The 14,963-nt window shown below is 32.2% G+C and carries 14 protein-coding genes; 8 read left to right on the top strand and 6 right to left on the bottom strand.

Translation table 11 applies throughout. The features are described from left to right. The first annotated feature begins 3 nt into the window (after positions 1-3). The 5 genes from SLH33_RS10780 (at position 4) to tsaB (ending at position 3,697) form a co-directional block, all read left to right on the top strand. Entirely contained in the window at positions 4-651 is a 648-nt protein-coding gene (locus SLH33_RS10780) for an SCO family protein (protein WP_320419113.1), read from the top strand. Beyond that, entirely contained in the window at positions 644-1,177 is a 534-nt protein-coding gene (locus SLH33_RS10775; protein WP_320419112.1) for a DUF420 domain-containing protein, read from the top strand. Before SLH33_RS10780 ends, SLH33_RS10775 begins: the two co-directional genes overlap by 8 nt. Beyond that, a complete protein-coding gene (locus SLH33_RS10770; protein ID WP_320419111.1) occupies positions 1,167-1,388 on the top strand; it encodes a hypothetical protein in 222 nt (73 codons plus the stop codon). The genes SLH33_RS10775 and SLH33_RS10770 overlap by 11 nt, the downstream gene beginning before the upstream one ends. Positions 1,389-1,609: 221 nt before the next feature. Next, positions 1,610-2,932, top strand: a complete 1,323-nt coding sequence (locus SLH33_RS10765; protein ID WP_320419110.1) for a TolC family protein — start codon at positions 1,610-1,612, stop codon at positions 2,930-2,932. Positions 2,933-3,022: 90 nt separating this feature from the next. Further along, positions 3,023-3,697 carry a tRNA (adenosine(37)-N6)-threonylcarbamoyltransferase complex dimerization subunit type 1 TsaB gene (gene tsaB / locus SLH33_RS10760; RefSeq protein ID WP_320419109.1) on the top strand — a complete coding sequence of 225 codons (675 nt, stop codon included), beginning with the start codon at positions 3,023-3,025 and terminating at the stop codon, positions 3,695-3,697. Here the strand turns inward: tsaB and SLH33_RS10755 are convergent. The 3 genes from SLH33_RS10755 to SLH33_RS10745 are packed head-to-tail and all read right to left on the bottom strand — an operon-like array spanning position 3,694 to position 5,160. Beyond that, on the bottom strand, positions 3,694-4,500 hold the full coding sequence (locus SLH33_RS10755; RefSeq protein ID WP_320419107.1) for a mechanosensitive ion channel family protein: 807 nt from the start codon (positions 4,498-4,500) through the stop codon (positions 3,694-3,696). The genes tsaB and SLH33_RS10755 overlap by 4 nt on opposite strands. A gap of 49 nt (positions 4,501-4,549) precedes the next feature. Continuing rightward, positions 4,550-4,903 carry a DUF1304 domain-containing protein gene (locus SLH33_RS10750; RefSeq protein ID WP_320419106.1) on the bottom strand — a complete coding sequence of 118 codons (354 nt, stop codon included), beginning with the start codon at positions 4,901-4,903 and terminating at the stop codon, positions 4,550-4,552. 56 nt (positions 4,904-4,959) lie between these two features. Beyond that, complete coding sequence (locus SLH33_RS10745; RefSeq protein WP_320419104.1) at positions 4,960-5,160, bottom strand: dodecin family protein; 201 nt, start codon at positions 5,158-5,160, stop codon at positions 4,960-4,962. A 186-nt stretch (positions 5,161-5,346) separates the two neighbouring features. On the opposite strand from SLH33_RS10745, the gene SLH33_RS10740 reads away from it, so the two are divergent. Further along, positions 5,347-5,694 carry a nicotinic acid mononucleotide adenyltransferase gene (locus tag SLH33_RS10740; protein WP_320419103.1) on the top strand — a complete coding sequence of 116 codons (348 nt, stop codon included), beginning with the start codon at positions 5,347-5,349 and terminating at the stop codon, positions 5,692-5,694. A gap of 68 nt (positions 5,695-5,762) precedes the next feature. On the opposite strand, the gene SLH33_RS10735 is transcribed toward SLH33_RS10740, so the two are convergent. The 3 genes from SLH33_RS10735 to SLH33_RS10725 form a co-directional block, all read right to left on the bottom strand. Next, positions 5,763-7,982 (bottom strand): hypothetical protein, encoded by a 2,220-nt coding sequence (locus SLH33_RS10735; protein ID WP_320419101.1) that lies wholly within the window; start codon positions 7,980-7,982, stop codon positions 5,763-5,765. 105 nt (positions 7,983-8,087) lie between these two features. Continuing rightward, positions 8,088-10,886, bottom strand: a complete 2,799-nt coding sequence (locus SLH33_RS10730; RefSeq protein ID WP_320419100.1) for a TonB-dependent receptor — start codon at positions 10,884-10,886, stop codon at positions 8,088-8,090. A gap of 145 nt (positions 10,887-11,031) precedes the next feature. Beyond that, positions 11,032-13,356 carry a TonB-dependent receptor gene (locus tag SLH33_RS10725; RefSeq protein ID WP_320419099.1) on the bottom strand — a complete coding sequence of 775 codons (2,325 nt, stop codon included), beginning with the start codon at positions 13,354-13,356 and terminating at the stop codon, positions 11,032-11,034. A 102-nt stretch (positions 13,357-13,458) separates the two neighbouring features. Between SLH33_RS10725 and SLH33_RS10720 the strand changes: the two genes are divergently transcribed. Then, positions 13,459-14,115, top strand: a complete 657-nt coding sequence (locus tag SLH33_RS10720; protein ID WP_320419098.1) for a metal-dependent transcriptional regulator — start codon at positions 13,459-13,461, stop codon at positions 14,113-14,115. Beyond that, positions 14,112-14,948, top strand: coding sequence for a ZIP family metal transporter (locus SLH33_RS10715; protein ID WP_320419097.1), 837 nt, complete (start codon positions 14,112-14,114; stop codon positions 14,946-14,948). Before SLH33_RS10720 ends, SLH33_RS10715 begins: the two co-directional genes overlap by 4 nt. Positions 14,949-14,963 lie beyond the last annotated feature (15 nt).

Raw genomic sequence — 14,963 nt, 5'->3', positions numbered from 1 at the left:
CACATGAAAAAACAAAATTATTCATACATAGGTATATCCTTTATCATTTTATTATTTGGAATTTATTCAATTCCTAAAATAGTTAAACACTTTAAAAAAGCTGATTTACATACTTTTAATAAAGTGCCAGATTTTGAATTTATAGATCAAAACGGAAAGACTATTACAAATAGTGATTACAAAGGAAAAGTATATGTTGTTGAGTTTTTCTTTACCACATGCCCTACTATTTGTCCGATAATGAATAAAAAAATGGTGACCATTCAGGATGAATTTTTTGGTAATCCTAATTTTGGAATTGCATCTATTTCTATTACACCTGACATTGATACTCCGGAAATTTTAAAAGAATATGCCCACAGATATAAAATAACACATAAAAACTGGCATTTACTAACAGGGAAACCAGAAGATGTTGTATATAAGCTTTCTAATGATGGTTTTAAGCTATATGCAGGAAAAGGAGAGGAAGATCATGGTGGGTTTGAACATTCAGGATTATTTGCATTGGTTGATAAAAATGGTTATTTAAGGTCTAGATATGACGAACAGGGTAATCCAATTATGTTTTACAGAGCACTAGAGGAGCAAGGTTTTTCAGATCAAATTCAAGAGTTAAAAGAAGATATTAAACTATTATTAAATGAGTAACGTTTCCTTAGAAGAGAAGAAATATAAAAAGTTCATAACTATTATTTCAATAGTAATTCCAGTAGCAGTAGCAGCACTATTCGGAATTAAATTACCTAATGTAGAGCCTTTATCTTTTTTGCCACCTATTTATGCAACTATCAATGCTATAACTGCTGTTTTATTGGTAGCTTCAGTAATGGCCATAAAAAAAGGAAATAGAAAACTGCACGAACAACTAAACACTGCGGCTATTGTTTGTTCAGTATTGTTTTTAGTAATGTATGTGGCTTACCATATGACATCTAATTCTACCGTATATGGAGGAGAAGGAATTGTTAAATACATTTATTATTTTATTTTAATAACACATATTTTATTATCAATTGTAATTATTCCTTTTGTATTAATTACTTTTATGAGAGCTAGATTAGGAAATTTCCCAGCACATAAAAAAATTGCAAAAATTACATTTCCATTATGGTTATATGTAGCTGTTACAGGAGTAATTGTTTATTTAATGATTTCACCATATTATGTTCACTAACAAAAAACACATAGTATTTTTAACGTTACTTTTGTTACCAACCTTAGTAAAGGCACAATGTGCCATGTGTAAAGCTGTAGTTGAAGGAGGAAATGAAACAATAGCGGAAGGCGTGAACAACGGAATCACTTATTTAATGATTTTTCCGTATATATTAATTGGGATATTATTTTACTTTTTATACCGTCATCGTAAAAAGGCTAAAAATTAACAATTTAATAAGAGGGTTTTCCTGTAACATATTTTAATTTTAGTCGTCTTATAAAACGAACAAAGAATAAGGTTGTTCTATTTTGAGCAAAAAGTGTTCAGTATCAAAAGGTTACTTTGGTTTTTATTTCTGTAAGTTATTGAGGGACAGTTTTTACTTTTATTTTATTGTTTGGTATATCAATTAAAATTATTACACGAATTATAAAAAACTAATACGCTTTGAAAACTAAAATTGTATTTTTTATTGCAGTAATTACTTCTTTTACTGCTTTTTCACAAAAACAATGGACTTTAAAAGAATGTGTAGATTATGCATTAGCAAACAATATAACAGTTAAGCAGAACAAACTAAATGTTCAATTAGCTAAAAAAGATGTTGAAATTGCCAAAGGTAATTTTTTACCTGATTTAAATGGTTCAGCAAATTCATCTGTAAACTTTGGATCATCTATAGGGCAAAGCGGAACAAGAATTTCTGCAGATAACTTTAGATCTAGTTTTAATTTAAGCTCAAACACTACATTGTTTAATGGGTTTAGAAACCTAAACACATATAAACAATCTCAACTAGGTGTAGAAAGAAGTAAATTAGATTTGGAGGTAATTGAAAATGATATTTCATTACAAGTAATTAATTCTTATTTAAATGTATTATTTGCTAAAGAAAACCTTGCAGTAGCAGAAGTTCAAGCAGAAATTAGCAAAAAACAAATAGAAAGAGCGCAAGCTCAGTTTGATGCAGGAGCTATACCTAAAGGAGATTTACTAAATGTGCAATCTACAGCAGCTACTGACGCTCAAAATGTTGTTACACAATTAAATAATTTAAATCTATCACTATTAACGTTGTCTCAACTTTTGCAAGTTTCTTCAGATAGTTTTGACGTAGAAAAGATTGAAGTCGATTCACCATCAGTAGCTTTGTTGTATGATAATGCTAGTGTGGTTTATAACAAAGCTTTAACTAACCGACCAGAAATTGAAAGAGCCCAATTAAGTATTGAAAACTCAGACTTAAACATAGAAATTTCTAAAGGAGCATATTTACCAACCCTCTCTTTTGGAGCAAGTGCAGGAAGTTCTTATCAAAACTTTTTTAATGAAGTTTTTACAAATGATTACTTTTTTAGCCAAATAAAGGATAACATGGGGTATAGTTTAGGTTTGTCATTAAATGTACCATTATTCAATCGTTTTCAAACTAAAAACAGAGTCGCTAAATCTATTATAAACAAAGAGCAGTCAAAGTTAGATTTAGAAAATGAAAAATTGCGATTACAGCAAACTATTGAACAGGCTTTTTTAGATGCTAAAGCTGCAGCAAAAGCTTTTGAAGCTGCACAAATATCTTTAAATGCTCAACAAGAAGCATTTAAAAACGCTCAAACTAGTTATGATTATGGTGCCATGACTCAGTTTGATTTTGACCAAGTAAGAAATAGGCTGGTAAATGCAGAAGCAGCTTTAATTAGTGCTAAATATGATTATGTTTTTAAAACTAAAGTTTTAAAGTTTTATTTTGGAGAGAGTATAGTAGACTAAATAATAATTTTCAAGATATTTTAAGCCTCATAAATTTATTTATGAGGTTTTTCTTTTGCGTATAATTATCTTTGCGTAAAACTTAATTAAATGGCAATCATTTTAAATATTGAAACCGCTACTAAAAACTGTTCAGTAAGTTTAGCTAAAGATGGAGAAGTTTTAGCAATTAAAGAACTGAATGACGGTAATTATTCTCATGCAGAGAAACTGCATCCGTTTATTCAAGAAGTTTTAAATGTAGCCGATATCTCTAAAGATAGTATTGATGCTATTGCTGTGAGTAAAGGTCCAGGATCCTATACAGGTTTGCGTATTGGAGTATCAGCCGCAAAAGGATTAAGTTTTGCTTTTGATAAACCTTTGATAAGTGTTGATACATTACAATCTTTAGCCAATTCAATTACTATTGAAGAAGGATATATTTTACCGATGTTAGATGCTCGTAGAATGGAGGTGTATTCAGCGGTATTTGATAAATATCATCAACAAATAAGAGATATAAAAGCTGAAATTATTGATGAGAATTCATTTTTTGAACTTTTATCAAAGAATAAAGTTTATTTTTTAGGTGATGGGGCTGAAAAGTGTAAAGAGATTATTACGCATACAAATGCTATTTTTATAGATGCTCAATTTCCTTCAGCAAATCAAATGGCAGAATTAAGTTATGTAAAGTATAAAAAAAACGACATCGAAGATGTCGCTTATTTTGAACCTTTTTATTTAAAGGATTTTGTGGTAACACCAGAAAAAAAACGTTAGCCTTCTTTTTGAATTTCTACCGAGTGTGGATATGGAATTTCAATTCCAGCTTTATCTAAAGCTAATTTAGTGTTTTCAATTGTAGTGTAATATACATTCCAATAATCAGCTGTGTTTGCCCATGGTCTAACAGCAAAGTTAACTGAACTATCAGCCAATTCACTAACATTAACTGTAGGAGCAGGGTCTTTCAAAACTTTCGGATTAGAAGTAAGGACTTCCATTAAAATTTCTTTTGTTTGTTTGATATCAGCATCATAAGAAACACCAAAAGTTAAATCTGCCCTTAACTTTCCTTCAGTAGTATAATTAATTATGTTGCCATTAGATAAGGCTCCATTGGGAACAATAGCAAGCTTATTTCCCGGTGTATTTAAGTGTGTAGTAAAAATTTGTATTTCTTTAACGGTTCCTGATATCCCTTGAGCTTCAATAAAATCACCTACCTTATAAGGTTTAAATATCATAATTAAAGCGCCTCCTGCAAAATTGGCTAGAGATCCTTGTAAAGCTAATCCAATTGCTAAACCTGCAGAAGCAATAATAGCAGCAAAAGAAGTGGTTTCTACCCCTAATTTTGCAATCACTGTTATTAGTAATAATACTTTTAAAGTCCAGCTTAATAAATTAGATAAGAATTTTTGAAGTGTAGTGTCAACATTTTGTTGATTCATTAATTTTTTAGTTGTTTTTACTATTAGATTAATAATAAACAACCCAGCTACTAAAATAACAATAGCTGTAAGAACTTTTGGGGCATAATTAATTAAAAGCTCTTTGGCTTTTTCTATATATTTTTCCATGTTTTTAATTAGATTTTTAATTAGTAAGTTTTACTATTACTTGTTATATTTAAATTAGTAACAAGATCAAACTTATTAGAGCGGGTATTGATTGAATGTAAAAAATTCGAATTTTTTTAGTAGAATAAGCACCATATAATCCTGCAATAAAAACACAAAAACAAAAAAATATAGCTGTTTCTTTATTCATTTCTATGATAGACCAAATTAGTCCAGCAGCTAAAAATCCATTGTATAGTCCTTGATTTGCAGCTAAGACTTTAGTGCTTTCTGCAAACTCTTTTGTTTTTAATCCAAAAGACTTAATGCCCTTTGGTGTGTTCCATAAAAACATTTCTAGATACATGATGTAAACATGTATTAATGCAATTATAACAATACCCGTTAGTTGAAATATATTCATAAAAAGAAAGAACCTGTAGGTAACAAAAACTACAGGTTATTTGTTAGAAGTGTTAATTATTTAACTTCAAAAGTAATTTTTAAATTTACTCTAAATTCACTTACATCATCATCATTTACAACAACACTTTGTGACTGTACAAATGCAGATTTGATGTTTTTTACGGATTTAGAAGCTTGTTTTACTGCTTTTTTTGTTGCGTCCTCCCAACTTTTGTCTGAGTTTGCTAGAACCTCAATAACTTTCATTACTGCCATAATAATTTTTTTTGTGATTAATTTACCCCTAAAGATACACATTTTTACTTACAAGATGTAATAATGAATTTAATGAGTTTGAACTTGTGTTAATCCTAATGTTAAATTAATGTTACCAAAAAGTTTTTTAAATGTAAATTAATTTATATATTTGTTATATAAATGTTAACGGTTAAATTATTTAAGATGAAGAAATTAGTAATGATTGCATGTTTATTAACAGTAGGCTTAGTAACTGCTCAAGATGGAAAACCTTTATATGAAAAAGATGGAGATTTGGTAAAAGTTACTTTCTTCCATGAAGATGGGAGCGTTAAGCAACAAGGTTTTTACAAGAATAAATTACTAACTGGTGCTTGGGTAACATTTGATAAAAAAGGAAATAAAACAGCTATTGCTCATTATGAAAATGGTAAAAAAGTTGGTAAATGGTTTATGTGGCATAAAGATGGTTTAAAAGAAATAAACTATGAAAACCATACAATAGCGAGTGTGCAAACTTGGAAAGAAGACACCAAGATAGCAGTTAAGTAATTTAAATAGATAACAAATAAAAAACCTCGCTAATTGCGAGGTTTTTTTATTTTTATAAAGGTTATTTATTATAAACCTCTAGTCCAACCAGTAGCCCAATCTGGTGCTGCAGCACCATTTCCAGCACCTGTTGTAATACCTTGTTGTATAAAGTCTTGATTTAGTCCTGTGTAATCTGTTAATGAGAAACCTGAAAGATTATTTGCAAATTCTACATTAGTCATTACTAAATCTCCATTTTCAATTCTAGCAGCGGCTTCAGCATCTGTATCTTTTACCTTAACACCTAAATCAACTCCCGAAATATAGAAATTATCAATGTTAAAATTTCCTCCACCTTCTTTAAAGTAAAGAGCTCCTTCAGACACAGGTCCAACTACAGTGATATTTTTTAATGTAGCATTAGTCACAGGAGTAGCATTTGCATTATCACCATTATTAGATCCTTCAATACCTGCTTTAGCACCACCAGAAATGTACCAGTATTCACCAGTTCCAGCCCAACCATCAGCAAAATCAATTGAGTCATCACCTGAATTAGTAGATACCAAATATTTACCGTTTACAGTTCCACCAAAGAATTCAATACCATCATCACCCCCTTCATAAGACTGTACATATTCTAAAGTTGTACCAGCACCCACACCGAATAAAGATAACCCGTTAAACTCTTTAGAACTATTAAAAGTAGCACCAGTATATTCAATTCTTAAATAACGAATAGATCCAGAGTTGTCATTAACGTCCGTACCACCATAAGTTAGATCAGCTACTTCTGATGTAGCAACAGAACCTACATTTGTAGGAGCTTTACCACATACAACTAACCCTCCCCAATCTGCAGCAGCTGGTGTATTAGACCCAGAAGTCATTATAACAGGATTATTAGCTTCTCCATTTATAAAAATCTGTCCTCCTTGAGCGACTGCGATATAAGAAGCAGTACCTCCAGTTGCTTTAATTGTTGTACCTGCAGGAATTGTTAATTTTCCACCATCTTTAACAACAAAAGAACTAGTTAATAAATATTCAACATCAGCATTTAGGCTAACATCTCCTGTTACTTCACCCGCTAAATTTTCTGTAGTAACTCCACTATTATCTAAACCTCTAGTCCAACCAGCAGCCCAATCTGGTGCTGCAGCACCATTTCCAGCACCTGTTGCAATGCCTTGTTGGATAAAGTCTTGATTTAGTCCTGTGTAATCTGTTAATGAGAATCCAGCAGTATTATTTGCAAACTGAACGTTTGTCATCACTAACTCTCCATTTTCAATTCTAACAGCAGCTTCAGCATCAGTATCTTTTACTTTAACACCTAAATCTACACTAGCAATGTAAAAATTATCAATGCTAAAGTTTCCTCCACCTTCTTTAAAATAAAGAGCTCCTTCAGTAACTGGACCAACTACAGTAATGTTTTTTAATGTAGCGTTAGTTACAGGAGTAGCATCTCCGTTGTCACCATTATTAGATCCTTCAATACCAGCTTTAGCACCACCTGAGATGTACCAGTATTCACCTGTTCCAGCCCAACCATCAGCGAAATCAATTGAGTCATCACCTGAATTAGTAGATACTAAATATTTACCGTTAACAGTTCCTCCAAAGAACTCAATACCATCATCACCACCTTCGTAAGACTGAACATATTCTACAGTAGTTCCAGCACCTACACCGAATAAAGACAATCCGTTAAACTCTTTTGAGCTATTAAAAGTAGCACCAGTATATTCAATTCTTAAATAACGAATAGAACCTGAGTTATCATTAACATCTGTACCACCATAAGTCAAATCAGCAACTTCTGAAGTTGCAGTAGAACCAACATTGGTAGGAGCTTTACCACAAACAACTAATCCTCCCCAATCTGCTGCTGCAGGAGAAGCAGCACCAGAAGTCATAACCACTGGATTATCACTATTTCCATCTACATATATTTTACCACCTTGAGCAACAGCAATATAAGATGCTGTACCTCCTGTTGCTTCTATTCTGGTTCCAGCAGGAATTGTTAAGACCCCACCATCTCTTACTACGTATGCTCCTTTAAGCTCGTAAGTTTTTGAAGCATCTAAAGTAACATTAGAGGTTACATCACCTTCTAAAGCAGTAGCCTCTTCACAAGGTTGACAAGAAGAACCACCACAATCTACACCAGTTTCATCTCCATTTTGAATTCCATCCGAACAAGTAGCCGTTTGAATAGGATTATCGTCTCCACCACAAGATGTTAAGAAAGCAAAACTTGCAACTAACATCATTAGTGTTAAAATTTGTTTTTTCATTTTTTTGTGTTTTTATAATTAAGAGTTTAATTCTGGTTCAAATTAAATGCTTAATTGTTAAATTATTATTTGCTTAAAATTAACCTTGAGTTAGTATAATGTTAATTAAAAGTTATAAGATAATGACAGCTTAAACTCCATACCATTTTTATAAGAGTATACAAGAACATTTTGTTTTTCTTGCTTTCTTTCTATAGTCGGATTCAATAAATTTTTTGCCGATAAGCCTAAACCTAAATTTTTATTTAGTTGAGTTTTAAAAATGAAATCCAAAGTAGAAACACCTAAATCAACTATATTTCCTTTTCCTTCAGTACCTAGAGCAAAAATTCTGTCTGAAAAATAATTTAAAGCTAAAGTGGCTTGAATATTTCTTTCATTATCAAACTCTTTCATATAGCTTATATCTGCATTCAATAATAAATCAGATGCTCCAGATATTCCACTTTCGGTTTCTGTAAAGTCTACACTTATTGGAAAACCAGCTGCAGTAGTTTCGGCTGTTACTTTATCTTTATCTAAATCTTGATTAGAATACATATAAGAAACATTTAATCCTGCATTTAAACTACTTGAATTCTCGCTCTCACTATCTTCGAAAATATTTTTTCTTATTTCAAGTTCAGCTCCATAAGCTGTTGCTTTTTCCCCAGAGTTAACCCAGCTTACATCATTAGTCGCGGAGTTTATAGTTACATCGTTTATTGGATTTTGAATATATTTACCGAAAGCACCTAATGATATAATTTCACTTCTTGATGGAAAATAGTCCCATTTTAAATCAAAGTTATAATCAGTAGAAAGATATAAAGCAGGGTTTCCTATGTAAGCTTGAGTTATTTCTTCAAATTGAAATTGAGCTTTTTCTTTGTATTGTGGTAATGTGTAAGTTTTGCTAGCAGCAAACTTAAGATTTTGCTCTTCATTAAGCTCATATTTCATAGTTAACATGGGTAAAATTTCAAACTCATCTAAATCACTATTTCCATTTGATAATGAAGTGTTGAAGTTTAATGTTTGAGTTATTTTTTCTCCTCTAACTCCTACTATCGCTACAAATTTAGGCGAGAATCTATGCTCAAAAGAAATATAACCAGCATTTATATTTTGTTTACCACCATAAGTTTGTGGGAACAAGACATTTACACCTGGTGTACCTAAACCCCCTCTAAAAGTTCTAATTGAAAATAACCCTGCGTTAAAATTCTCTTGATTAAAATAAGAATCTAAATTATAAACGTCATCTATAAAAGGTTGAGCAGGATCACTTGGACTATTGTTTATTCTAAAGTTAAATTGAGTTGCCTGAAAGTCTACTGATTTGAATCTTCCACTGTATCCTAACTTTATCTTAGAAAGGTACTCTTCTTTTTCGTTTGAATTAAATTTAAAAGTTGTTAAGAAATTAGCAGCAATTTCTTCTTCTTCTAATTTTTGATAAAATCTATGGTTGTCTGAGTCGTTTATTGTTTCTCTAAACGATTTTGGCCCATTCGGCTCATCCCAGTCATCAGGAGTTACAATACTTTGTCTTCTATTAGGAGTTCTATTGTCTACAAAATTGTATGATCCTCCCCAATTGATATCGAATTGTTCTCCTATTTTGTGTTCTCCAAGCAATTGGTGTACAAAAAGTTGTGTTCTGTCAAAAGTAGCTCTTTGAACAACGGCACCTCCATTTGGGGCATAATCAAAAATATCTACTATACCATTATATTCATCTTGTTTTTGAGATGACGTATTAATAAACAAACCATTATATTTGAAAGTATGTTGTTTATGTTTTAAGCTTAAATTCCCCATTCCAGTAGTATTTGTACCGTAAGCATAGTTATTAAAAGTGTAATTTCTTCTAGCTACCCCTGAAACATTAACACTTCCTCTGGATATTCCTTCTTTATACTTGTAAAAATTATCAAAAGAACCAACAGCAAAAACATTTAATTTAGTATTTTCTCCAATGTTGAAAGACTTTCCTCCTTTTATTGATATACTATTGTTGAAAGGAGGGTTTGATTTTTCCCTATCCCAACTTGTTGAAAAATTGTAATTGTTAAGAGGGAAAGCAGGAGGATTAATATTATAAAATCCACTAGTGTTTGGACCATCATTTAAATAAAAATTATCAACAGAAATAGCTTCAGTATTTCCACCGAAACCCAATCCAACTTCTACAAACCCTTTTCCTCTATAATTCTTTGAAGAGATGTCAATATTAGCACCAGAAAAATCACCATAATTTTCTACATCAAAAGTTTTATCAATACCAATAAACTCTACAATGTCAGTAGAAAAAATACCTAAATCAATATTCTTTTTTGATGGATCATTAGAAGGCAGAGGTAATCCATTTAAAGTAGTGACATTGTATCTATCACCTAAACCTCTAACAAATACACTTCCGGTTCCTTCTTGTTTTGAAATACCTGTTGTTTTAGTTACAGCGGTTGCAACATCGCTAACTCCTTTTCTAGTTAATTCCTGAGCACCAATATTTGTTTTTATTGAAACTGCTTTCTTTTGTTCAAGCAATAAGGCACTTTCTTTTTCTTTACTAACGGTAGCTTTAACTTCAACTTCGTCTAAAGCTACACCTTGGCTTGCTCCAATTTCTTGATTTATAGTTAATGTTTGTCCAGCAACTACATTAATAGGTTTTTCAATAGTTTGATAACCAATAAAACTAAAAACTAAGGTATGCTTACCAGCAGGAACAGAAATAGTGTATTTACCATCCATATCTGTTGTACCGCCAATGGAGGTTCCTTTGATAAAAATATTTGCAAATGGTAAAGATTCACCACTCATTTCTTTATCAGTTACAATTCCTGTAACAGTTCCTCTATCTTGAGAAAAGGCTAATTGACAAATACTTAATAAAGCAATTAATAAGATTTTTTTCATTTTAATGAATTTCTAATATCAATTGCAAAAGTCAGGGTATATTGTAAAGATAATGTTACTTGAAAATTATGGTTCCATTACTAGAATGTTTCTTAATTGTTATGAAAATGATTCTGTTTGTTAACAAAGCTTAACATTTCAAAAATCAAAAAAGTTTAATTCCAAAGATTAATGTTCTAGGAATTGCTGCTCCGTATATGAAATTACTATCTCGGTCTCTACCTATATCAAAGTTAGTTTGATAATTATCAAAAACATTTTTAATTCCACCTGACAACTCAATATTTGCTTTTAACTCAGGAAGATTAAATGTATAACTCGATTTTAATCCTACTTCGGTAAAGTTTGGAGAAGTAAAATATTCATCTGAAGATAGATTATTAGGAGAGGCTAAATGCAAAACATCCATTTTACCAGTATAAACAACATTTACTGAAGTTTTAAACTTCTGATTAGGTTCATAAGATAAAGTTGCATATCCGTAGTTGGTTGGCGTGCGTAAAAATTCCTTTTTAGGGGTTAGTATATCAGAATACAAAACTGGATTTGTATTTTCACTTGATTGAATGGTAAATCCACTTTCTAACTGAAAAATTCCATCATAATTTAAACGAGCTTCTAAGGTTAATCCTTTAACGGTAGCTCCGTCTCCATTTCTTTTTTCAAATAATTCACCAAACTCATCAGTGCCAATATTTTCTAAAATAAAAGCATCATCTAGCTTTGTGCAAAAGCCTTCAAGAGTGAATCCATAAATGTAATGTTCAGTAGGTTTGTCATAGTTGAACGATAAACTATAGCTGTTAGATCGTTCTCTTTTTAAATCATCAGCTAAAACAACGCGAGATATTCCACCACCAGCAAAAGCAATATGTAAATCAGCATCAAAAGCTTGCGGAGCTCTAAATCCTGTTCCCCACGTTGCACGAATCTGCGTTTTTTCAAAAGGTTTGTATAGCAAAGAAACTCGCGGACTGAAAACATTGTTAGTAATCGATTTTTCAGAACCATCAATTTTAAGAGCGTTTAAAGTATGATTGTCAAATCGAACTCCTGCTAATAAATTCCATTTCTCAGAAATCTCCCAATCACTCTGGAAAAAGAACCCTATGTTTTTAGTGGTTTGATCTATTTTGTAATTATACGCCTCAATAACATCAAACACATCATCTTGTACAAATTCACTTCCGATAGTGAATACAGCATTACCATTTAAAAATTCTTCTAATTTGTGATTTAGCTGAATTCCCCCTTGAAAAGTTGAGCTTTCCGAGGATCCGTAAGGAGGATTTGCTAAATGTTCAAAATCTTCTGGAGTTCCAATATCAGGTATAACTCCGGTATAATGTTCGCGACCAGTAAATTGAGAAGCTACGTAGGTTATCAATGAGCTTTTGTCGTCGTTAAAATTGATTTGATAATCAACATTGCTAACATATACATCGTGTTTACGTTCTTCAGATTGTAATGCTAAATGCGGAGCATCATCATTCATTTCACCACCGTAACGATATTCATTTAATTTACTGAAATTAACTTCTAATTTTTGATTTTCAGTAGGAATATAAAACACATTAGCGCCAAAAGCAGTGTTTTTTAATTCTGGTAGCTCAGAAAAATTGTCACCATTTGCATCAAACAAATCACGATTTCTAACATTAAAAAAGAAAGTTCCGCCGAAGCTTTTATCCTCATTGACCAAAGTTCCATTTCCAGAAATAATATTGTCCGAAGTTCCTTTACTATTTTGATAGGTGTAACCAACACTATAATTATCTCTCTTCGGAATTTTAGTAATCACATTCACCGTTCCGCCAATGGCACTCGAACCGTACAAAGCAGATCCTCCACCGCGAACTACTTCAATGCGCTCAATCATATTAGTAGGAATTTGCTCCAATCCGTATAAACCAGTCAACGGACTAAAAATTGGGCGACCATTTATTAATATTTGTGAATAGCCACCTGCTAATCCATTCATGCGTAGTTGTGTATAATTACAGGTTTGGCAATCGGTTTCTACGCGTAAACCAGTTTGGAATTTTAATCCTTCTGATAAATTACATGCTTGTACGTTAGCGAACGTTTCGCTATTAATTACATTCACAATTACCGGACTATTCGTTCTTCGTTTGTCGGTTCTCGTTCCGGTTATAGTAACTTGATCTAAAATTTCAGCAGTTTCGGTTAGTGTAAAATTGATAATTTTTTCTTCGGATGAATTGATAGTAACTGTTTTTCTTTCTGATAAAAATCCAACTGAAGAAGCTACTAAAACAACTCTATTTTGTTTGGCAGAAAGTTCATAAAAACCATTTTCATCAGCAGTTGTTCCTGTTTGAGTTCCTTTAATGTATATGTTGGTAAATGGTAAAATTTCACCTGAAGATGAAATTACTTTTCCCTTAATGGTTTGTCCGTTTGTAATTATTGAGAAACAAAAAAATACAAGTGCAATAACCCTCCTCATGGCCTTAAATATTTTTGCAAAGGTAAATAAATTTTTAGATAAGACTAAAAATATGTTTTTGTAAAGCAAAATTTTGTATGTTTGTAACTAGAAAACAAGTATATGTTTAGTCAATCAGAAGAAAATTATATAAAAACCATTTATCATTTAGCTTCGGTTTCTGAAAAAGGAATTAGCACCAACGCTATTGCTAAAAAGTTAGAAACGAAAGCATCGTCGGTTACTGATATGATTAAAAAGCTATCGGAAAAAAAGGTAGTGGTTTATAAGAAGTATCAAGGAGTAACCTTGACTGATTTTGGTAAAAAAACAGCTGTTTCAATCATTAGAAAGCATCGTTTATGGGAGGTTTTTTTGGTTGATAAATTAAATTTTTCTTGGGATGAGGTACATGAAGTTGCTGAACAACTAGAGCACATTAAATCACCAAAACTGATTAATGAGTTAGATGCTTTTTTAGGTTTTCCAAAGCAAGATCCGCATGGAGATCCAATTCCGGATAAAGATGGAAATTTCCAACAAATAGAAAAAAGTTTATTAGCAACCTTAGTTAAAGATGAAGCAGGAGTTTGTGTGGGAGTTAACGATAGTTCTTCTGAATTTTTACAGTTTTTAGACAAACAAGGAATTGCGTTAGGGCAAAAAATAACCGTGTTAGAAAAAGAACCTTTTGATGGTTCGTTATCCATAAAATTAGATGGTAAAACCATTACCGTATCCAACAAAATTGCCAATAATTTATATATTCAAAAATTATGAGTTTATTAGATCAAGCAGTAGAATTTTGTAAAGAGAATCCGATTTTAGGAGCGTTATACGCATCTCTTTTCACGTGGGGATTAACCGCAGCAGGAGCAGGTTTAGTCTTCTTTTTTAAAAAATTAAACCGTGCTGTGTTAGACGGAATGCTAGGATTCACCGGAGGTGTAATGGTAGCAGCGAGTTTTTGGAGCTTGTTGGCGCCTGCTATTGATAATAGTCCTGGGGAAGGATTTATAAAGGTAATTCCGTCTGCGTTAGGTTTTGCTCTCGGTGCGTTAGCACTTTTCGGTATGGATAAATTGTTACCTCACTTGCATATTAATTTCGGAGAAGACGAAGCAGAAGGAGTCAAAACCAACTGGCATAAAACCATTTTATTAGTGTTGGCAATTACTTTGCATAATATTCCGGAAGGATTAGCTGTAGGAGTATTGTTTGGTGCAGCATCAACGTTGGTGGGTGTGGAGCAAACAGAAATGATCATTGCGGCCATTTCGTTAGCTATTGGAATCGGAATTCAGAATTTTCCTGAAGGATTTGCAGTAGCAATGCCTTTACGAAGACAAGGAATGAGCCGATTAAAAAGCTTTTGGTATGGACAAATGTCTGCCGTTGTGGAACCGGTTGCTGCGGTTTTAGGCGCGTTGGCAGTTTCGTTTTTTACGCCGCTTTTACCTTATGCTTTGGCTTTTGCAGCAGGAGCAATGATTTTTGTGGTGGTGGAAGAGGTAATTCCTGAAACTCAACGTGACAAATATACAGACATCGCAACCCTTGGTTTTATCGGTGGGTTTATCGTAATGATGTCTTTGGATGTTGGACTTGGATAGAAAACAATGTCTTCA

This window comes from Tenacibaculum sp. IB213877 (assembly GCF_034043975.1).
GTDB lineage: Bacteria > Bacteroidota > Bacteroidia > Flavobacteriales > Flavobacteriaceae > Polaribacter.
Note: the sequence above shows the minus strand (reverse complement) of the source record. Positions and strands in the feature narration are given on the sequence as shown.

Coding starts and splice junctions, on each gene's coding strand:
- SLH33_RS10750 (WP_320419106.1), bottom strand. CDS start 4,903: ATGAATATATTTCAACTAACGGGTATTGTTATAATTGCATTAATACAT.
- SLH33_RS10770 (WP_320419111.1), top strand. CDS start 1,167: ATGTTCACTAACAAAAAACACATAGTATTTTTAACGTTACTTTTGTTA.
- tsaB (WP_320419109.1), top strand. CDS start 3,023: ATGGCAATCATTTTAAATATTGAAACCGCTACTAAAAACTGTTCAGTA.
- SLH33_RS10720 (WP_320419098.1), top strand. CDS start 13,459: ATGTTTAGTCAATCAGAAGAAAATTATATAAAAACCATTTATCATTTA.
- SLH33_RS10725 (WP_320419099.1), bottom strand. CDS start 13,356: ATGAGGAGGGTTATTGCACTTGTATTTTTTTGTTTCTCAATAATTACA.
- SLH33_RS10730 (WP_320419100.1), bottom strand. CDS start 10,886: ATGAAAAAAATCTTATTAATTGCTTTATTAAGTATTTGTCAATTAGCC.
- SLH33_RS10735 (WP_320419101.1), bottom strand. CDS start 7,982: ATGAAAAAACAAATTTTAACACTAATGATGTTAGTTGCAAGTTTTGCT.
- SLH33_RS10745 (WP_320419104.1), bottom strand. CDS start 5,160: ATGGCAGTAATGAAAGTTATTGAGGTTCTAGCAAACTCAGACAAAAGT.
- SLH33_RS10715 (WP_320419097.1), top strand. CDS start 14,112: ATGAGTTTATTAGATCAAGCAGTAGAATTTTGTAAAGAGAATCCGATT.
- SLH33_RS10775 (WP_320419112.1), top strand. CDS start 644: ATGAGTAACGTTTCCTTAGAAGAGAAGAAATATAAAAAGTTCATAACT.
- SLH33_RS10780 (WP_320419113.1), top strand. CDS start 4: ATGAAAAAACAAAATTATTCATACATAGGTATATCCTTTATCATTTTA.
- SLH33_RS10740 (WP_320419103.1), top strand. CDS start 5,347: ATGAAGAAATTAGTAATGATTGCATGTTTATTAACAGTAGGCTTAGTA.
- SLH33_RS10755 (WP_320419107.1), bottom strand. CDS start 4,500: ATGGAAAAATATATAGAAAAAGCCAAAGAGCTTTTAATTAATTATGCC.